Below are 18,974 nucleotides of genomic sequence, written 5' to 3'. Positions count from 1 at the left end.
TCAGGAGCTCCGGCCGGCGCGCGCCTGCCGGCGATGGCGATATTCAAGGGCGGCGCATCCCCAGATGATTCCGATGAGCAGATAGAAGTGGCGCCAATGGTCCGTGTCGATGACATTGCCGACCCCGACATGGCCGAGAACGGCGACCCAGGCGATCATCAGATAGGTCTGCCAAGGGCGGTTGAGCAGCAGAAAGCGAAAGCCGAGCGAGAGCGTCCAGACGATCAGCGTCACGTAACTGACAAAGCCGAGCCAGCCGTAGGACGTCAGCGACTTCAGCCAGACGTTGTGCTCATCCTCCGGGAAGATCGTGCTGAAAACCATCGGGCCGATGCCGAGCGGCTTTTCCATCGACATCAGGAAGCCGAGGCGATGGCGATCGAAGCGGCCGAGGTGGCCGCCGTCATAATCCTGCACCAGCTGCGAGCGGCTGGAAAAGAGTGTCGCGACCTGCTCGGACTGCAGCGCGACGAGGAGGGCGCCGACGATCATGATCCCGCCGACGAGAGCCAACACCAGAATCCGCAGGCGGAAGAGGCCGTTTCGCTCCTTGAGCAGCATGACGAAGACGAAGGCGACGACACAGAAGAGGTTGAGGGCCCAGGCTGCGCGGGAGAACGAAAGAAAGACGCCGAGCGCCAGCACCATCAGCGCGGCGATCTTCGGGGGGGCTTTCTGGATGGGCTGCGTGAGGATGCAGTGGATGAGGTACATGGCCGGCACCGAGAGGAACGGGCCGAAGACGTTCGGATCCTGGAACGCGCCTTTGGCGCGGCCATAGAGCGTGAAGCTTTCCGCGCCCGGCACGGCGCCGAAATAGCCGAGGATGCCGAGCAGGGCGGTGATGATGGCCGCCGCCGTCCAGGCATTGAAGATCAGCCGCAGGCGTTCGTGGCGATCCTCGATGATGGCTGCGAAGAAGACCGAGGAGAGCGCGAGGAAGCCGGAGACCGCCATGTACATCGGCCCCTTCGTCAGGTCTGTCATGACCGTCAGGGACAGGATGCCGCCGACCATGAACAGGGTCAGAAGCGTCAGCAGCGGGGCGACGCTGCGCGAGATCTTGAGGCCCACGAGCGCCCAAAGGCCGATGAGCGCGACCAGGAACAGCTCATAGGGCGCCGGCTCGAAAATGACGAAACCGGAGAGAAACACGGCAAAGGCGACGAGCCCGGAGCCGAGCAGCGAGAGCGCCGCGAGCTGGGGGCGAGCGATCGGGAGCCGACCTGAATCGACGGTGCTCAATAGGCGTTCTCGGTATTGAGAAGCCGGAACGGCGTCAGGAACAGGATCTTGAGATCGAAGAGCAACGACCAGTTTTCGATGTAGTGCAGGTCGAAGGCGGTGCGCAGGCGGATCTTGTCGTCATTGTCGATCTCGCCGCGCCAGCCGTTGATCTGCGCCCAGCCGGTGACGCCGGGCTTGACGCGGTGGCGGGCGAAATAGCCTTCGACGACGTCGGAGTAGGTCCGGTTCTGGGTCTGGGCGAGCACGGCGTGCGGCCGCGGCCCAACGAGCGACAGCTCGCCCTTCAGCACGTTGAAGATCTGCGGCAGTTCGTCGATCGAGGACTTGCGGATGAAACGGCCGACGGGGGTAACGCGCGGGTCGCGCTTGGTCACGGCGTTGCGGGCCGTCGGGTCGCTCATATGCGTATACATCGAGCGGAACTTGTAGACCTCGATGGTCTCGTTGTTGAAGCCGTGCCGCTTCTGCTTGAAGATGATCGGGCCCGGGGACGTCGCTTTGACGGCGATCGCCGCGCCGAGCATGATCGGCCACAGAAGCACGAGGGCGACCAGGCTGAAGAAGATGTCGAAGCCGCGCTTGGCGACCGAGTCCCAATCGGCGATCGGCTTGTCGAAGATGTCGAGCATGGGGACATCGCCGACATGGGAGTAGCTGCGCGGGCGGAACCGCAGGTTGTTGGCGTGGGCGGCGAGCCGGATGTCGACCGGCAGGATCCAGAGCTTCTTCAGAAGCTGGAGAATGCGCTTCTCCGCCGTCAGCGGCAGCGAGATGATCAGCATGTCGATGCGCGCCAGGCGGGCGAATTCCACCAGTTCGTCGACCGTCCCGAGCTTCGGATAGCCAGCGATCACATTGGGCGAGCGGCGCTCGTCGCGGTCGTCGAAAATACCGCAGATGCGGATGTCGTTGTCGGGCTGGTCCTCGAGCGTGCGGATCAGGTCCTTGGCCGGCTGGCCGCCGCCGACGACGACCGCGCGGCGTTCCATCGTACCGTTCCGGGCCCAATGGCGGATGGAATAGGCGATGAAGGCGCGCTCGGCGATCAGAAAGATTGCGCCGCCGATGAACCAGCCGCCGAACCAGACGCGCGAATACTGGTGACCGGATTTCAGAAAGAACAGCGCGATGGCGATGCCGCCAAACGCGATGGCCCAGGAGGCGAGGATGCGCGGCATCACCCGCAGCCAGGCGCGCAGCGCCGGGATCTGATAGGTGTCGGCGATCTGCATAGCGGCGACCGCCAATGCGGAACCACCGACGAGAATTGCCAGGTACAGCGGCAGTTGTTCGAAGCCCGGCTGGACATAGAGCGCGTTGATGGCATAGCCGATCGTAAAGAGCGCGCTGAATTCGAACAGGCGCATCAGCCCCATGATCATCGCAGGCGAATAGGTATCGGCGCTGAACTGCTCGGCGATCTGCCGCGCCAGCGGATTGAGATCCGTGGTCGTTGTTTCGCCCGGCATTTCGCCGGGCGCGCGGGCGCGGATTTCCGAAATCTTCTTGCGAAGCGCTTCGGGATCGAACGAACCCGGGCGGTCAAACTTGTTCATGGCTGTCTTCCGGCGCTGAAGTCCCTCAGCCGGGATAGCAGAAAGCCACTAAGAAACGCTTACGTTGTGGGCAACACGCTATCGGCGGGCGGCTGGTAACGGCACAATTCCCGATAGAGGCTTAGCATATCCGCCGACATTACCGAAGCTGCAAATTGCGACTTGAACGTGCTCGGATCGGGCATCACACGTGCCGCCCAGTCCTTCTCGGTGATTGCGCGGGCCATGATGTCGGCGAGCGACCGGGCATTGGCGGGTTCGGCAAGTGCGGTGCTGTCGCGTCCGAGAATTTCCGGGATGCCGCCGACACGGCTGGCGATGACCGGCTTCCGCGCGGCAAGCGCCTCGAGCACGATATAGGGCATGGACTCGGCGCGCGAGGGAACGACGATGTTGCGCGTCAGCGCGAAGGCCTCGCGCGTCTTCATCGCCGGCTGCATGCGGATGCGGCGGGCGAGGCCCTGCTGCAGCACCAGATCGCTGTATTCGTGCTGCTGCGGGCCGTCGCCGATCATCAGCGCCGACAGCGGCCTGCCGACAAGCCTTTCGGTCTGGGCGAAAGCTTCCACAAACAGATCGGGACCCTTCAGGTCCCGCATCATGCCGATATAGAGAAAGTCGACCGCATCCGGCCCAGGCGGGACGGTCTCGAACTCCCGGTCGTCGATGCCGTTGTAGATCAATTCGTTGCGCTCACGCGGCGCGCCGACCTTTGCGAAATAGGTCTGCCGCTCGAAATCGCAGACGAAGACGAGGGCGTCGGTAATCCGCTGCTGGATCCGCTCCGCCGGGAAGACCAGCCGGCCTGTCATAGAGCCTGGACGGTAGTGCAGGCTGCCGCCATGCGGCGAATAGAGGCGGGCTACGCGATACCTGTTGACCCGCAAGGCTGAACCGATGAGCCGGGCAATGACGCCGCCTTTGGCGCCGTGCCCATGCAACACATCCGGTCGCAAACTTCTGATTTCCTTATAGCCGCGCCACAACGCGGCAAAATCCGACGGCCCGACCGAGCGATGGATCGGCATCCGTATGAGGCCGAGCGCCAGATAGGGGCGGATTTCGTCGAACAACCGATCCTCGTGACTGCCACCCGTCGTGCTGTCGCAGAGGATCCCGACCTCGTGGCCGGCCTTGGCATGCGCCTCGGCCAGGTCGCGCACGTGGCGGAATATCCCGCCGACAGGCGACCTGAAGCAGTGGATGATGCGCAAAGGCCGCTCTTGTTGCATCGAGATCAGAACAGGCGTTCGCGAACATAGATCGTGTCGCCGGCAAGAACCGCGTCGGTGATCGGCACCCGGCCGGTGATGATGCGGCCATTGATCTTGCGCGTGATGTCGGCGTTGGACTGATTGGCGCGCGGAGAGAAGCCTCCGGCGACAGCGATCGCGTTCTGCACGGTCATGCCGGGCACATAGGCATATTGGCCAGCCTGGCCGACTTCGCCCATGATGAAGACGGAACGGTAGCGATCGACCTCGATCGTGACGTCTGGATCGCGCAGATAGCCCTGCTTCAGCTTGGCGGCGATCATGCCCTCGAGTTCAGGTAGGGTCCTGCCGCGCGAGGCGACGGTGCCGATCAGGGGGAAGGCGACGTAGCCGGCCTGATCGACCGTGTAAGTGCCGCTGAGACCGGCCTGTTCGAAGACGTTGATGCGCAGGCGGTCGCCGCTGTCGAGCCGATAGGGCTGGATCGTGGCTTCACTGAAGGCCTTGGGCGCGGGCTGGTAGCTCGTGCAGCCGCCGAGCAACATCGACAGCGCTGCCGCCGTGATCGCGAGACCCGTCTTGATAGCTGCGGTGGACATGCGGTTCATAGGCTCCGGAAACGACCAGCTTTTGTGACGTTATCGGTCCGTTAGGGTTAATAGCAGGTAAACTCGCGGTAGAATTTTCGCGGAGACCTGGCGATACCGCCCCGTCTTTATCATCCGCAGGTTGATCGCATTAACCCTTGCGTTACCATGTTCCTTTACGGTCCGGCGAGATTTGAAGGTTCGGAGCGACTAGCATGTCGGGAAGCGGCAGCGCACAACAGGATGTGGATATCGACCTCGGCGGCCTGTTTCGCGCCGTCTGGGATCGGCGCGTCAAGGTTTTGCTCGCCACCGTCGCTGTGGCGGCGCTTGCCTTCGGCGCAGCAAAGATGATCGCGCCGGATTACCAGAGCGAAACCCGTGTGCTCATCGAATCGCGCGAGCCGGAGTTCAGCGGCCCCAACCAGGCTTCCCAGGCGGGCGCCGACCGCGTCTTCGACGAATCCGGCATCCTCAGCCAGGTACAGGTGCTCAAGTCGGCCGACCTCATCAAGCAGGTCGCCCGCAACATGAAGCTCTATGAGCTCAAGGAATTCGACCCGTCGTCGGCGCCCTCGGCGCTTTCGGATCTTCTCGTCATGCTCGGGTTGAAGAAGAACCCGCTGGAGATGCCGCCCGAGGAGAGGGTGCTCAAGGAATTCTCCGACAAGCTCCAGGTCTACCAGGTGGAGAAGTCGCGGGTGATTGCGATTGGCTTCACCTCGAAGGACCGCCAGCTTGCGGCCGCCGTGCCCAATGAGATGGCGAAGGTCTTCCTGGCGCTCCAGAGCGGTGCGAAACTCGACACCAATTCCGAGGCGACACGCTGGCTCGAACCGGAGATCGCCAATCTGCGCGAGAAGGTGCGCGACGCCGAGGCGAAGGTGGCGGCCTATCGCGCCTCGTCGGACCTGCTACCAACCGGCGAAACCACCAACTTCGCGACGCGGCAGCTCACGGACATCTCGACGGAGCTGACCCGGGTGCGCGGCGAGCGTGCCAATGCGGAGGCGCGTGCCGCCGGCGTGCGTTCGGCGCTTGCGAGCGGCCGCGCGCCGGACACCATCGCCGACGTCGTCGGTTCACAGATGATCCAGCGGCTGAAGGAAACCGAGGCCAATCTCCAGGCGCAGGTCGCCGATCTTTCGACGACCCTGCTCGACGGTCATCCGCGCCTGAAGGCGCTGAAGTCGCAGCTCGAAGGCATCCGCGGCCAGATCAGCTCCGAGACCCGCAAGATCCTGACGAGCCTTGAAAACGAGGCGAAGGTCGGTGAACTGCGCGAACAGCAGTTGACCCAGCAGCTGAATGCGCTGAAGGCGCAGTCGGCTCGGGCGGGCGAAGAAGAGGTGGGGCTGCGCGCGCTCGAGCGCGAGGCAACGGCGCAGCGGCAATTGCTGGAGACCTATCTCGCGCGCTACCGCGAAGCGACATCGCGCACGGTGGAGAATGCGACGCCGGCCGATGCACGGGTCATTTCGAGTGCCGTGGTTCCGACCGGCGCGAGTTTCCCGAAAGTGCTGCCGATCACGATCGTCGCAGCGCTTGCCACGTTCCTCCTGACCTGCATTGGCATCATGCTCGGCGAGCTTTTCAGCGGACGAGCCTTGCGGCCGGTCGCAGCTACGGGCGAACGGGCACCGGTCCACCCGCGTCCGGCGCTGGCCGCAAGCGTCGCCGATTTGCCGCCGGGCGAGATGGCTCAGGCTTCGCCTGCAATTGCGCCCGCAGCAGATGACGCCGTCGACTTGCTGCCTGCTATGGACGTGTCGCTTGCACCGGACATGGAGGAAGAGGCAGCCGAGGCGGATTTCTCGATCGAGGCCGTCGCCGAGCATCTGCGCGCCACCAACGTGCGCGTTGCGATTTCGGTTTCGCCCGGCGGAGACGAGGGTTCTACCGCCACCGTGATGCTCGCCCGGTTGCTGGCCGAAGAGGAGCTGAAGGTCGTATTGATCGACCTGACGGGTTCTGCCTGCCCGACACGCCTGATGGCGCGCTCGCAGCAGCTTCCTGGTATCACCAACCTGCTGGCGGGGGAGGTGCCCTTCACGGACACGATCCACGCCGACCGTTTTTCCGACGCGCACATCATTCCTCAGGGCGATGCCGATCCGCGTCAGGCGATGCGCGGCATCGACCGGCTGAAGATGATCATCGACGCCTTGACCAACGCCTATGATCTCGTCCTGCTCGAATGCGGCCCTGCCGATGAAATGGCTGTTGAGAAGATCGCTGGCCGCGATGGCGCGGAAATCATCCTGTCGGCACCGTCGGTGAGCGATGAGCGGATCGTCGAGGTGCTGACCGGATTCGGCGCAGCGGGCTATCGCGACATCGTGCTGATGACCGGCCAGGTACAATCGGACCCCGAATACCCGGACCGCGACGCGGCATAATGGTCTCGCCGGCCACCGGCGACAACGCGCCTGGGCCCCGTCCTCTTATCTCGGTTATCAGTCGGCGCTGCTGTCGAAGGTCTTGTCTTGCCTGTGCCGTCGCGTGCGCTGGATGCGGGCATAAACGGCCCGGTTCGCCTTGATCGCCCTTTTTGCCCTCACGACGAGGTGATGCCGCAGGCCTGCGAGCCGGCCGGCGAACGTCACCGGCAACACGATGTCGCGCAGCGGTGTCTCGATCGTGCACCAGGAGCGTTTGTAGGGCTGGTCGCCGACGCCGAAATCGAACAGGCGCACGCCTTCCCCCGATAGGCGCTCGATCATGCGGTAAAACAGCAATTCACCCGGGCTGGCATCGCCGGCCAAACCTTCGTCGATCGACCCGAACTGGCAGATCACGTGATCTGCCTTGCGGGAAAGTCCGGCGACGGCGACGATGCGGCCGTCGTTTTCGCCCCGCAGGCGGATGGCATTGAGTTCCATGAGTTGAACGTCGTCGCCCATACGGGCGGCGAGCGCATGGAAAAACGCCTGCGTTTCCTTGTCCTGGAAGACATCGGGAAGGCCGAGCGCAGCAAAACGCGTCGCCTTCTGCCGAAAGAAGGTATCAAGCAGCGCGTGGGCCTCGTCACCCGTACGCGCGACCACATAGTCGTAGCCGCCCATTTCAGCCAGCCGTCGCTCGGAAATGCGCATCTTCTTGCGCCGCCGCTTGGCGTTGAGCTGGGCCAGTGTCGGTTGAATGCCACCGAGAAGGGGAAGCTGAAACGACGGGTTGGGATTGGCAACGCCCGAAAGCAGGGCGAAGGGGCTGGGGGCGCCGCGCCAGTCGCTCGGTAGACGATCGAGCATGACGATGTCGGCAAGGCCGCGCAGTGCGCCACAGATGGCGCGGGCAAGCGCGTCGGCAAGCGCGGGCGTGCTGATGATCGCCGCGGCGTTGGGGGCAAAGAGCCCGGTGTTGAGGTTGCTATGCTCGGTTCCGATCAGCTTTGCCGTTCGAAACAAGCGTCCGCGCGCCACTTCCAGCGGCAGGACGAGCAGGAGTTCGCCATCGAAGGTAACGCGCAGAAGGGCCAGGTCGCTGACATGGGTCGCAGCCCAGGCGCTGCACCATTGATAGGCATGATGCAGCGAGTTCTCAGGAAGACCGTCGAGCAGGCGCCACTCGGATTCGAGCGCCTCCATATTGCGGTGAAGCGAGATTTCGAAGCGGCCGGCGGCATCGGTCGGATCTGCACGCAAGGACGCGTGCGCGCGGCGGTCGCCGGAGCCGTCCATGGTGAGTTCCGAGTTCGTCATCGCAGGTGCCGTCCGGTCCTTGTTGCGGAGAGATTGAACCTCAAGCCCGCTACGATCGCTTTAATTCGGGAATACTTATGAAGCCGATTGGGAATAACCGGCGAACGCGGTTAGCAAAGCGTGAAGCGAGGAATGTGAAGCGCGCGCAAATTTCAATCGAGAAAGCCGGTGGCCAACGCCTTTGCCCATTCCATGCGGTTGCGGCTGGCCGCAAGCTGGGACATTGCCATCCAGTCATAGGGGACATTGCGGAAGGTGACGTGCCACCCCGAGGCCGATTTCTCGATGATCGCGTAGCGGGCGTCCGGGGAGCCCGCTTCGACCTTGTGCGGCACCGGTTGGTCGTCGTCATACCCGGGGCAGCCGACGCTGCCGGGATTGACGACGAGGCGGCCGTCGGAAAGCCGCACGGCGCGCTGGATATGGGTGTGGCCGCACAGGATAACCGGATAGTCGACGCCGGCTGCTTTCGCTTCGATGGCCGAATGCTGCGCCATGTGGACGGTGCCATCGGCCGTCAGGGCCTCCAGCCAGTAGGTCTCGTCATCGGTCGGCGTCGCATGGCACAGGAAGAACGCTTCCTCGTGGACGTGTGCGACGGGCAGGGTCGCCAGCCATTCGCGGTGCTGCGGCTGCAATTGATCATAGGCCGCGCGATCAGATTGCCCCATTTCATGCGGATCCATGGTCAAAAGATAGCGATCGTGATTGCCTCGGATCGAAAGGATCGCCCGTTTGATGAGGATGTCGGCCGTGCGTGCGGCATTGAGGGGGCCGCTCAGATGGTCGCCAAGATTGACGATATCGGTGATCCCTTGCGCATCGATGTCGGCGAGCACCGCTTCGAGCGCAAGATCGTTGCCGTGGATGTCAGCGATAACTGCAAGTCGCATGGGCGTCCCCCCGAATGGCTACCGGATTGAGGATCAACGATCCTTCGCGGGCTTTTCCATCCATTTGATGATCAGCATGGCCGGCAATATCCAGAGCAGGCCGGTGAAGAAGAAGTAGGCCAGATGCACGTACCAGGGGGCAGCGCCGAGCAGCAGCGAGGCGAAGGTGACGGCGGCCAGCGCATAGACGACGACGAGGATGATGATCAGGATCGTGCCGATCAGCTTTCTGAGGCGTACGGGCATTTCATATCTTTCACATGGGCAAATGCGCGCGGAGCGGCCGCGACCGCATGCCGCAAAGGTTTCGGCCTTGTTTTGCATGCCGCTCTGGTGCAAATCAACGGCTTTCCTGAAGGTGCGACCGTTTATCCGTCCGGTTGCACCGCCGACAACCCTGCGACACCAGAGGGAACATGATGGCCGGCGTCGAAATGGCGACTGAACAAATGCTTCGACACGAGATCGGCAGGACCGACCGCAACCGCCGGCAGATCCGCGGCTGGCTGGCAGTCGTGCTGTTCACCCTCTTTGCCCTGGTGCTCGTCGGCGGCGCGACGCGGCTTACCGAATCGGGCCTCTCCATCACCGAGTGGAAGCCGATCCATGGCGTGATCCCGCCGCTGACGGTCGCCGAGTGGGAAGAGGAATTCCAGCTTTACCAGCGCATTCCGCAGTATCAGCAGATGAACAGCAGCATGACGGTCGACGAGTTCAAGACGATCTTCTGGTGGGAATGGGCGCACCGTCTGCTTGCCCGCACCATCGGCCTGATCTTCGCGTTGCCGCTTGCCTATTTCTGGTTCACCGGAAAGGTCGAGCGCAAGCTGCGCATGCCGCTGCTCGGTATCCTTGCGCTTGGCGGTTTCCAGGGGTTCATCGGGTGGTGGATGGTTTCATCGGGCCTCGTGGAGCGCACCGAGGTCAGCCAGTACCGGCTTGCGACGCATCTCGTCATCGCCTGTCTGATCTTTGCCGCCTGTATGTGGATCTTCCGCGGGCTGAGCGCGCATTCAAATGACACGGCGCCCACCGACCGTTCGCGCAAGATGGCGGCGATCATCGCCATCTTCAGTCTGTTCCAGATCTATCTCGGCGCGCTCGTCGCCGGTCTCGATGCGGGCTTCAGCTACAACACCTGGCCGCTGATGGATGGCGCGATCATCCCGCAGGACCTGTTCCTGCAGCAGCCCTGGTGGATCAACCTGTTCGAGAACCCGAAGACGGTCCAGTTCGTCCACCGCATTGGCGCCTATGTGCTCTTTGCCTTCGCAGTGATGCACATGATTGCCTCGCTGCGGGCCGCACCCGAAACCACCCATGCGCGCCGCGCCGTGCTCCTGTTCCTGCTCGTCTCGGTGCAGGCGGTGATCGGCATTACCACGCTGGTGCTGCAGGTGCCGGTCGGCTGGGGCGTGGCGCACCAGGGTGGCGCGCTTGTGGTGCTTGGCTTTGCCATCGCCCACTGGCGCGGTTTCTACGGCGAGTACCCGCGGCCGACGGCGATCGAACTACGCGACTGACGCCGGACGAGCTCCGGAAAAAGAAAGACCCCGGCGAGCGGCTCGCCGGGGTCTTTTGTTTTGAGCTCCGTGCTGATCAGGCCGACAGCATCAGGTCCATGTTCTGGACCGCCGCGCCCGAAGCGCCCTTGCCGAGATTGTCGAGCAGGGCGACGAGGTTCACATGGTTGCCGCCAGGGGTGCCGAAGACGAAAAGCTTCATCGTGTCCTTGCCGGCAAGCTCGGTGGCGTCGATGCGGCCGAGCTTTTCACTCTCCTGGAGCGGCACGACCTCGACGATCGACTGGCCGGCATAATGCGCGACGATTGCAGCATGGATCGTCTCCAGCGTCGTGCCGGCGGCGAGGTCTTCGAGATAGAGCGGCACCTGGACGATCATGCCCTGTGCGAACTTGCCGACCGAGGGCGCAAAGACCGGTGCGCGGTCGAGCAGCCCGTGCATCTTCATCTCGGGCACATGCTTGTGCTTGAGCGTCAGGCCGTAGAGGAAGTGCGGTGCGCTGATGTGATCCACATTGGTCTCGTCTTCCATCTGCGCGATCATCTGCTTGCCGCCGCCCGTGTAGCCGGAGACCGCGTTGACCGTCACCGGATAGCCGTCCGGCAGGATGCCGGCCTGGCGCAGCGGCCGGATCACGCCGATCGCGCCGGTCGGATAGCAACCGGGATTGGCGACGCAACGGGCGCTGCGGATCTTCTCCGGTTGCGCCTTGTCCATTTCGGCAAAGCCATAGGCCCAGTCGGGCGCAATGCGATGCGCGGTCGACGTGTCGATGATGCGGACCTTGTTGTTGCCCGAGACCATCGAAACCGCCTCGCGCGAGGCGTCGTCCGGCAGGCAGAGGATGGCGATGTCTGCTTCGTTCAGAAGATCTTCTCGCATCGCGGCGTTGCGTCGTTCCGCTTCCGGAATGGAAAGCAGTTCGAGATCGCTACGGCCGGCCATGCGCGTGCGGATCTGCAGGCCCGTGGTGCCGTGTTCGCCATCGATGAAGATCTTCGGTTTCATGATTTTCCCGTTCTGCCAGACAGTTAGAAGCCGTTCCGGAATCATTCTGGCATAGAATTGAATCAATTTCTCAACGGGCCGGCGGAACGCCGCCAAACCCACCTGTTCCTATATAAGCAGCGGCCAATCCTCGCAACGGCAGCGCTCAGCGAAGCGGCGCACGCTCGGCAAGCTTCTCCGCATGCAGGCCCAGCATATACATCGCGACCGTCGCACCGGCGATTGCGGTGACGTCGGCATGGTCGTAGGCTGGCGCCACTTCGACGACGTCGCTGCCGACCACCGTCAGCGCCCCGAGCTTGCGCAGCACCGAAAGGATCTTGGCGCTCGACGGGCCGCCGGCGACCGGGGTGCCGGTGCCGGGCGCATAGGCCGGGTCGAGGCAGTCGATATCAAAGGTCAGATAGGCCTTGCGCTCGCCAACCTGCCTTATGATCGTCTCGGCGATCTCGGCAGCGCTCATCTCTTCGACGTCGTAGCCATAGAGAATGCGGATGCCGCAATCCTCAGGCGCGCGCGTGCGGATGCCGATCTGGATCGAGGCATCTGTATCGATCAGGCCCTCGCGCGCCGCACGGCCGACAAAGGAGCCATGGTCGATGCGACCGCGTTCATCCGGCCAGGTATCCTGGTGGGCGTCGAACTGTACGAGGGCGAGGGGGCCGTGCAGAGCCGCCTGCGCCTTCAGGATCGGGTAGGTGACGAAGTGGTCGCCGCCGAGCGTCTGCAGATAGGCGCCACTCCTGATGATCTTAGTCGCTTCGCGTTCGATCGTTGCCGGCGTCTTCGAATGATTGCCATAGTCGAGGAGGCAGTCGCCATAGTCGACCGTCGCCATCTCCGCGAAGAGATCGCGGTCGAACGGGTACTGCGGATCGTTGTCGAAGATTGCCGAGGCGCGGCGGATCGCCTCCGGCCCGAAGCGCGCGCCGGGGCGGTTCGAAGTGGCGGCGTCGAAGGGAATGCCCCAGACGACGGCATCGACACCCTTCAACTGCTTCGAATATTTGCGGCGCATGAAGGAGAGAATGCCGGCATGGGTCGGATCGGACGCCGCCGATGTGAGTGAGCGCGCCGTCAGCGCATGATCGATCGTCCTGTTCGCCATATCCCGCCTCTGCCTCGGAGCCGGAAAGCGCGCATCCTCTGCGCGCATCCCGCTCAAACCTGTGGTGGCGGAAGGTTGGACAATCGTTGCCGGCAAGGCAAGGCCCTGCCGGCCGTTTCTTGGGCGATTACGAGGCCTTGGCTTCGTAGGTCGGGGCGAAATCGCCAAGCGCCTTGGCTTCGGTGATGCGCGCGGCGATATCCTCTTCGATGATCGTTTCCAGCTGGGCGAAACTGTCGATCACGTAATAGATCGGCTGGACGATATCGATGCGATAGGGCGTGCGCAGCACGGTCATCAAGTCGAACGGGCGGAACTCGACGCCTGGGGTCCCCATCGCGTTGCGTGTCTCGTTGGGCGAAGACACGATGCCGGCGCCATAGCAGCGGCGGCCCTTCGACGTGTTGATCAGCCCGAACTCGACGGTGAACCAGAAGATCCGGAACATGTGCCAGGAATAGCCCTTGCCTAGCGAAACCGCCTTTTCGCCGAAGCGACGGACGAAGTTGGCGTAGCTCTGGTTGGTCAGTAGCGGGCAGTGACCGAAGACCTCGTGGAAGATGTCGGGTTCTTCGATGTAATCGATATGCTCGCGGCGGCGAATGAAGGTCGCCAGCGGAAACTTGCCTTGGGACAGCAGTTCGTAGAAGTGGGACGGCGGAATGAGGGCGGGAACACCTTCGACACCGAAGCCGGTGGTTTCGGCAAGGCGGCGGTTCACGTCCTTCAACTGCGGCACGTGGTCAGGGCCGAGATCGAGCGTCTTGGCTCCCTCGAGGTATTCGTCGCACGCCTTGTCGGCCAGAAGCTTCATCTGCCGCTGGTACAGCTCGCCCCAGATCGCATCTTCTTCCGGGGTATAGTGATAGGTGCCGTCCGGTTCCGGCAGTTTGGCCGTGTAGCTGCTTTCCTTCGTCATGACGTCTCCTCATTCGTCAGATGAACTCTCCTGTTGCAATTGTATCGCGGATGGAGCGAGTATTTGTTCCACAGTTGCCAGGTGGACGCCTGATCGCGGGAGGAAAATTCGAAATGCCTGCTGATGTGAAAGAAAGTCTTCAGCCCGTGCGAAAGCTGCTGCGGCTCATTCAGGCCGATAGCGGCCAGTCGCTCTCCGATCTCGCGGAGAAAGCCGGCATGTCGCAAAGCTCGGCCTGGCGGCGGCTGCAGGAACTGGAGACGGATGGCGTCATTCGCAAGCGCGTGGCGCTGCTCGATCCGGCAAAGCTCGACCTGAAACTCTGCATCATCGCCCATGTGACGCTCGAAGATCATCACGACGAGGCGATTGCCGCCTTTTCCGCCGTCGTGCGCGACCGGCCGGAGATCATGGAGTGCTACGCTCTATCTGGCACATTCGACTACATGCTGAAGATCCGCGCCAATGACGTCGAAAGCTACGATACCTTCATGACGCGCTATCTGATGCGCAATCCCCATGTGCGCACCGTGGTGTCGAGCTTCGTCCTGCGCGAACTCAAGTCGACGACGGAGTTGCCGATTTAGCCCGCTTGCCGGCGGCGACCGTGCGCAGCCGCAGAACTAGGGGCGTTCGAAACCGTATTGGCGCCGATCTTGCCCACACGAACCTGATAATCCTCGTACCAGCGCTCGCGGCCGAGGCGCTGGGCCGTCAGGTGGCGGACATTGTTTTTCCAGGCCGCGATGCTCTCCTCATCCGCCCAGTAGGAATTGGTTAGGCCGAAGCCGTCGGCGCCGCGCACGCTTTCGAGACCGAGAAAACCCGGCTGCTCGCGCGCAAGTCGCTCCATTTCGTCTCCCATGTTGTCGTAGCCGTGGTCGCCTGCCGTGCGCCGCGAGGCGAACGTGACGATGTAATAGGGCGGCTCTGGGGTCTTGGCGACGGGGGAGCTTGTCATGCTGTGCCTCGAGGGGTCGACGTTGCGGGAAACGGTGCGGCGGATGATAACAAAAAAAGGCGGAGCAAAGCCCCGCCTTTCCAAGTGTCGCAGTTGAAGCGATTAACGCTTCGAGAACTGGAACGAACGACGTGCCTTCGCACGGCCGTACTTCTTACGCTCGACCACGCGGCTGTCGCGGGTGAGGAAGCCACCGCGCTTCAGGACCGAGCGCAGGCCCGGTTCGAAGTAGGTGAGTGCCTTGGAGATGCCGTGACGAACGGCACCGGCCTGGCCGGAAAGACCACCGCCAGCAACGGTCGCGTCGATGTCGAACTGGCCGTCACGGGCAGCAGCGACGATCGGCTGCTGCAGGATCATCTGCAGAACCGGACGGGCGAAGTAAGCCGCGTAGGGCTTGCCGTTGATGGTGATCTTGCCGGTGCCCGGCTTGACCCATACGCGGGCGACAGCGTCCTTACGCTTGCCGGTCGCGTAGGAGCGACCCTGGGCGTCGACCTTCTTGACGTGAACCGGAGCAGCCGGTTCCGCGGTCGTGGCGATTTCCTTGAGAGCGGAAAGGTCAGCCATTATCAGGCGCTCCTTGTGTTCTTGCTGTTCAGCTTGGCGACGTCGAGGACGGCCGGCTGCTGTGCTTCATGCGGGTGGTTGGCGCCTGCGTATACGCGCAGGTTCTTCATCTGGCGACGGCCAAGCGGACCGCGCGGAACCATGCGCTCGACGGCCTTCTCGATGACGCGCTCCGGAAAGCGGCCTTCGATGATCTGGCGCGCGGTGCGCTCCTTGATGCCGCCGGGGTAGCCGGTGTGCCAGTAGTACTTCTTGTCGGTGTACTTCTTGCCCGTCAGAACTGCCTTCTCGGCGTTGATGACGATGACGTTGTCGCCGTCGTCAACATGCGGGGTGAAGGTAGCTTTGTGCTTGCCGCGCAGGCGGTTTGCGATGAGGGAAGCGAGGCGACCAACAACGAGGCCTTCGGCGTCGATGATGATCCACTTCTTCTCCACCTCTGCAGGCTTCTGAACGAAGGTTGCCATATCAAAAATCTTTCTTTGGACCCGAGCGGCGAACCGCTGGGCGTTTCTTGTTGCTTGGTTTTGTCCAGTTTCCCGGGCAAAAGAGAAAGCGGCCCTCAGAGGACCGCGATCTGCGGCAGCTTATACGCAAGTGCGAAACAAGCGTCAAGAACGCGAAATCTGCGACATGGAAATAAAGATAAGCAAAAACAATATGTTATATGTATGGTATTTTGATACCACAAATTATCGCGGCGGAATCGAATAGGTCGCTGTGGCATGTGCAACGAGGTCGTCGTCGCCAACCTTGACGATCGACGCGTCGAGAACGGCGAGCCGCTTGCCGAGTTTGAGGATGCGGCAGGTGCATTCGAGCGGTTCCGGCTCGGGCTTGCGCAGGAAGTTGATGTTGAGATTGGTGGTGACGGCAAGCGCAACCGGTCCGATATGGGCGATCAATGCGACATAGGCCGAGACGTCCGCGAGCGCGAAAAGCGTAGGGCCGGAAACCGTGCCGCCTGGCCGGATATGCCGTTCGTTCGGATCGAGCCGCATGGTGGCAAAGCCGGGTCCAACAGCCGTGACATGGAAGACCTTGCCGTCGGTATGGACCTGCGGGAAATCCGTGTCGAGAAATCGGTTGAGGTCGTCGACGGTCATGATCGGCTCGATGGTCATGCATTCTATCCTTCAACATGTCTGTCCGTCACCTGAAACCGGCTGGTGGCCGGACGCAAGGCGGAAAATGGTCGTAGGCGGAATGCGTCACCGGGGTGTGCCTGTCGGCTTGCACGGCACGCGTGGCCGGCGTACCACCAACCAAATTCAAGTTTCAGGAGAAGAAGATAGCCGACGTTGTGTCGTTCAAGAAGGAAGAGCCGAACGGCCTGCTGCTGCGTGAACAGTCTGGATCCGTCTTGCGGTTGACGCTCAACAACCCGCCGGCCAACGTGCTGTCGATCGCCATGATGGAGGCGCTGCACGCCGAGTTCGATGCGGTCGCCACCTCCAAGGACATCAGGGTCGTCGTGCTCGCCGCCACGGGCAAGCTGTTTTCCGCCGGTCACGATCTGAAAGAAATGACTGCGCACCGCGAAGACGACGACCGGGGCAGGGCCTTCTTCGAACGGACGATCCGCCTCTGCGGCGATCTCATGCTGAAAATCACCCGGCTGCCGCAGGCCGTCATCGCCGAGATCGATGGTTTGGCAACGGCAGCTGGCTGCCAGCTCGTCGCAAGCTGTGACCTCGCGATCTGCACCGACAGCTCCACCTTCTGCACGCCCGGTGTCAATATCGGCCTCTTCTGCTCGACGCCGATGGTCGCGCTCACGCGTGCGGCACATCGCAAGCAGGCGATGGAAATGCTGCTCACCGGCGAGACCATCGACGCTTCGACCGCCAAGGATTTCGGTCTCGTCAACCGCATCGTACCGCAGCAGTACCTGCGCCAGGTGGTCGACAAATACGCAGCAGTCATTGCCTCGAAGTCGCCACAGGCGCTGAAGATCGGCAAGGAGGCCTTCTATCGCCAGGCGGAGATGGACCTGCCAGAGGCCTACGATTATGCCGTCGGCGTCATGGTCGAGAACATGCTCGCGCGTGATGCCGAGGACGGTATCGGCGCATTCCTCGGCAAGCGCATGCCGGAATGGAAGGAAGACTGACGCTCAGGCAAGCTTCAGGAGCAGGGCGCCGAGCGCGATGACGCAGGCCGCTGCGATGCGCCAGACGCTGACCGGTTCCTTGAGGAACACGACCGAGATCACCACGGCAAAGAGGATCGAGGTCTCGCGGAGTGCCGCGACGGTTGCAACCGGCGCCTTGGTCATCGCCCAGAGCGCCAGGCCATAGGCGCCGATCGAGCCGGCGCCGCCGATGAGGCCCCGCCACCAGTTCTTGTAGACGTGGCGGGCGACCGGCTTGATGCCGCGCCGGGCAAAGGCCCAGGTGAAAAGCAGAACCGGCGGCAGCAGCGCCATCCACAGCGTGTAGGAGATCGCATTGCCCGAGACGCGCGCGCCGATGCCGTCGACAAAGGTGTAACTTGCGATGACGCAGGCATTGAGCAGCGCAAGCACGATCGCGTTCTTGCCGCCCTTGCGCGACTCGAAGGCGAGCGTCAGTACCCCGGCAGAGATCGTTAGGATACCGATCATCGTTCCGAAGGTGAGCTTTTCGCCGATCAACGCCCCACTGGTCATCGCGACGATCAACGGCGCCGCTCCGCGCATCAGCGGATAGACAAGGCCGATGTCGCCGGCGCGATAGGATGCGGCGACGAGCTGGAAATAGGCGAACTGGAACAGTGCCGAAACCAGGATGTATGGCCACGCTTCCGGTTTGGGCAACGGCATGAACGGCAGGAAGGGGATGGCGACGGCTGCGGCCCCGAGCGCGATCATCGCAGCGTCGAGCGACTTTTCCGTTCCCGCCTTGACCAACGCATTCCAGGTCGCGTGCAACAACGCCCCGAACAGGACGAGCGCAATGACATCAAGCGGCAAGATTGAAACCTCGGAAACGGTGTAGCGGGCGTTGAGACGCTTGTCGCGCCGCACGGGCGCAAAAGCAACCGGAAAGTCTTGCGGAAGCGGCAAACTTTGGCGGGGGACGAGCGGGCCGCACGGTTGACTTGGCCGGCCTCGCCATCATTATACGACCGTTTAACACGAACGGATCCGAAGCTGCAGATGAACCACGACGCTTACCCGGACTATTATCTCGCAGACATCCTGCGCGAGACCAAGACGATCGCCCTTGTCGGCGCTTCGCCCAATCCTGAGCGTCCGAGCCATCGGGTCATGGCGTTTCTGCTGCGCAAGGGCTATCGGGTGGTCCCGATCAATCCCGGGCATGTCGGCAAGAGCATCCAGGGCCAGGCCGTGGTCGGCCGGCTCGCCGATATCAAGGAGCCGATCGATATGGTCGACGTCTTCCGCGCTGCCGACGCCCTGCCGGCGCTCGTCGACGAGATTCTCGCGTTGGAGACGCTGCCGAAGGCGATCTGGGGCCAGCTCTCCGTGCGCCATGACGGCGCTGCGGCGAAAGCGGAAGCCGCCGGCATCAAGGTGGTCATGGACCGCTGTCCGGCGATCGAGTACCCACGCCTGATCGGCTGATCTCGGGCGGCACATCGCCGGCGGACCATACAACCGTCAGTTCTTGAAAAATCCTCTTTGACCGCATGCGAAGGCTCTGGAATAGTGCCGCGGCTTGCGCGTGCAACTGCGCAGGTT

The 18,974-nt window shown here is 62.8% G+C and carries 20 protein-coding genes; 5 read left to right on the top strand and 15 right to left on the bottom strand.

The features are described from left to right. From BLU15_RS05085 to BLU15_RS05070, 4 genes are read right to left on the bottom strand one after another with little or no spacing between them, the layout of a single operon-like run. The gene (locus tag BLU15_RS05085; protein ID WP_090294551.1) at window positions 1–1,245 is read right to left on the bottom strand and encodes an O-antigen ligase family protein; all 1,245 of its coding nucleotides are present in this window, start codon (window positions 1,243–1,245) and stop codon (window positions 1–3) included. Beyond that, window positions 1,242–2,804 (bottom strand): undecaprenyl-phosphate glucose phosphotransferase, encoded by a 1,563-nt coding sequence (locus BLU15_RS05080; protein ID WP_034803694.1) that lies wholly within the window; start codon window positions 2,802–2,804, stop codon window positions 1,242–1,244. The genes BLU15_RS05085 and BLU15_RS05080 overlap by 4 nt, the downstream gene beginning before the upstream one ends. A gap of 59 nt (window positions 2,805–2,863) precedes the next feature. Further along, a complete protein-coding gene (locus BLU15_RS05075; protein ID WP_090294549.1) occupies window positions 2,864–4,036 on the bottom strand; it encodes a glycosyltransferase family 4 protein in 1,173 nt (390 codons plus the stop codon). A 5-nt stretch (window positions 4,037–4,041) separates the two neighbouring features. Then, window positions 4,042–4,617: a polysaccharide biosynthesis/export family protein gene (locus BLU15_RS05070; RefSeq protein ID WP_034804249.1), complete on the bottom strand. Its 576-nt coding sequence runs from the start codon at window positions 4,615–4,617 to the stop codon at window positions 4,042–4,044. A 203-nt stretch (window positions 4,618–4,820) separates the two neighbouring features. Between BLU15_RS05070 and BLU15_RS05065 the strand changes: the two genes are divergently transcribed. Beyond that, window positions 4,821–7,004, top strand: a complete 2,184-nt coding sequence (locus BLU15_RS05065; protein ID WP_090294548.1) for a GumC family protein — start codon at window positions 4,821–4,823, stop codon at window positions 7,002–7,004. 57 nt (window positions 7,005–7,061) lie between these two features. On the opposite strand, the gene BLU15_RS05060 is transcribed toward BLU15_RS05065, so the two are convergent. From BLU15_RS05060 to BLU15_RS05050, 3 genes are all read right to left on the bottom strand, one after another. After that, on the bottom strand, window positions 7,062–8,306 hold the full coding sequence (locus BLU15_RS05060) for a GNAT family N-acetyltransferase (RefSeq protein ID WP_090294546.1): 1,245 nt from the start codon (window positions 8,304–8,306) through the stop codon (window positions 7,062–7,064). Window positions 8,307–8,458: 152 nt separating this feature from the next. Continuing rightward, window positions 8,459–9,199: a metallophosphoesterase family protein gene (locus BLU15_RS05055; protein WP_060580882.1), complete on the bottom strand. Its 741-nt coding sequence runs from the start codon at window positions 9,197–9,199 to the stop codon at window positions 8,459–8,461. Between the two features lie 33 nt (window positions 9,200–9,232). After that, window positions 9,233–9,445, bottom strand: a complete 213-nt coding sequence (locus tag BLU15_RS05050) for a DUF2842 domain-containing protein (protein WP_034804246.1) — start codon at window positions 9,443–9,445, stop codon at window positions 9,233–9,235. Between the two features lie 173 nt (window positions 9,446–9,618). Between BLU15_RS05050 and BLU15_RS05045 the strand changes: the two genes are divergently transcribed. Continuing rightward, complete coding sequence (locus tag BLU15_RS05045) at window positions 9,619–10,722, top strand: COX15/CtaA family protein (protein ID WP_090294545.1); 1,104 nt, start codon at window positions 9,619–9,621, stop codon at window positions 10,720–10,722. 76 nt (window positions 10,723–10,798) lie between these two features. On the opposite strand, the gene argC is transcribed toward BLU15_RS05045, so the two are convergent. The 3 genes from argC to BLU15_RS05030 all read right to left on the bottom strand — a co-directional run bounded on the left by argC (window position 10,799) and on the right by BLU15_RS05030 (window position 13,758). Next, window positions 10,799–11,731, bottom strand: a complete 933-nt coding sequence (gene argC / locus BLU15_RS05040; protein ID WP_090294544.1) for an N-acetyl-gamma-glutamyl-phosphate reductase — start codon at window positions 11,729–11,731, stop codon at window positions 10,799–10,801. A gap of 145 nt (window positions 11,732–11,876) precedes the next feature. Beyond that, window positions 11,877–12,839 (bottom strand): agmatinase, encoded by a 963-nt coding sequence (gene speB / locus BLU15_RS05035; protein ID WP_090294542.1) that lies wholly within the window; start codon window positions 12,837–12,839, stop codon window positions 11,877–11,879. A gap of 127 nt (window positions 12,840–12,966) precedes the next feature. Beyond that, window positions 12,967–13,758 carry a phenylalanine 4-monooxygenase gene (locus BLU15_RS05030; RefSeq protein ID WP_090294540.1) on the bottom strand — a complete coding sequence of 264 codons (792 nt, stop codon included), beginning with the start codon at window positions 13,756–13,758 and terminating at the stop codon, window positions 12,967–12,969. 113 nt (window positions 13,759–13,871) lie between these two features. On the opposite strand from BLU15_RS05030, the gene BLU15_RS05025 reads away from it, so the two are divergent. Next, the gene (locus BLU15_RS05025) at window positions 13,872–14,345 is read left to right on the top strand and encodes an Lrp/AsnC family transcriptional regulator (RefSeq protein ID WP_060522181.1); all 474 of its coding nucleotides are present in this window, start codon (window positions 13,872–13,874) and stop codon (window positions 14,343–14,345) included. On the opposite strand, the gene BLU15_RS05020 is transcribed toward BLU15_RS05025, so the two are convergent. The 4 genes from BLU15_RS05020 to BLU15_RS05005 all read right to left on the bottom strand — a co-directional run bounded on the left by BLU15_RS05020 (window position 14,342) and on the right by BLU15_RS05005 (window position 16,413). Further along, window positions 14,342–14,719 carry an antibiotic biosynthesis monooxygenase family protein gene (locus BLU15_RS05020; RefSeq protein ID WP_244546709.1) on the bottom strand — a complete coding sequence of 126 codons (378 nt, stop codon included), beginning with the start codon at window positions 14,717–14,719 and terminating at the stop codon, window positions 14,342–14,344. The two genes, BLU15_RS05025 and BLU15_RS05020, sit on opposite strands and share 4 nt — an antisense overlap. 102 nt (window positions 14,720–14,821) lie before the next feature. Further along, window positions 14,822–15,289, bottom strand: a complete 468-nt coding sequence (gene rpsI / locus BLU15_RS05015; protein WP_034803667.1) for a 30S ribosomal protein S9 — start codon at window positions 15,287–15,289, stop codon at window positions 14,822–14,824. Window positions 15,290–15,291: 2 nt separating this feature from the next. Next, window positions 15,292–15,756 (bottom strand): 50S ribosomal protein L13, encoded by a 465-nt coding sequence (gene rplM / locus BLU15_RS05010; RefSeq protein ID WP_057252379.1) that lies wholly within the window; start codon window positions 15,754–15,756, stop codon window positions 15,292–15,294. Between the two features lie 225 nt (window positions 15,757–15,981). Continuing rightward, window positions 15,982–16,413: a PaaI family thioesterase gene (locus BLU15_RS05005; protein WP_034803663.1), complete on the bottom strand. Its 432-nt coding sequence runs from the start codon at window positions 16,411–16,413 to the stop codon at window positions 15,982–15,984. Window positions 16,414–16,580: 167 nt separating this feature from the next. On the opposite strand from BLU15_RS05005, the gene BLU15_RS05000 reads away from it, so the two are divergent. Then, a complete protein-coding gene (locus tag BLU15_RS05000; RefSeq protein WP_090294797.1) occupies window positions 16,581–17,402 on the top strand; it encodes an enoyl-CoA hydratase in 822 nt (273 codons plus the stop codon). 3 nt (window positions 17,403–17,405) lie between these two features. Here BLU15_RS05000 and BLU15_RS04995 read toward each other — a convergent pair whose 3' ends face one another. After that, window positions 17,406–18,242 (bottom strand): DMT family transporter, encoded by an 837-nt coding sequence (locus tag BLU15_RS04995; RefSeq protein ID WP_034804240.1) that lies wholly within the window; start codon window positions 18,240–18,242, stop codon window positions 17,406–17,408. Window positions 18,243–18,428: 186 nt separating this feature from the next. Here BLU15_RS04995 and BLU15_RS04990 point away from each other — a divergent pair, with 186 nt between their 5' ends. Further along, on the top strand, window positions 18,429–18,857 hold the full coding sequence (locus BLU15_RS04990) for a CoA-binding protein (RefSeq protein ID WP_090294539.1): 429 nt from the start codon (window positions 18,429–18,431) through the stop codon (window positions 18,855–18,857). The last annotated feature ends 117 nt before the right edge of the window (window positions 18,858–18,974 follow it).

It is taken from the genome of Ensifer sp. YR511 (genome assembly GCF_900103045.1).
GTDB lineage: Bacteria > Pseudomonadota > Alphaproteobacteria > Rhizobiales > Rhizobiaceae > Ensifer > Ensifer adhaerens.
The sequence above is the reverse complement of the archived record's forward strand: the minus strand, read 5'-3'. Positions and strand labels throughout refer to the sequence as shown.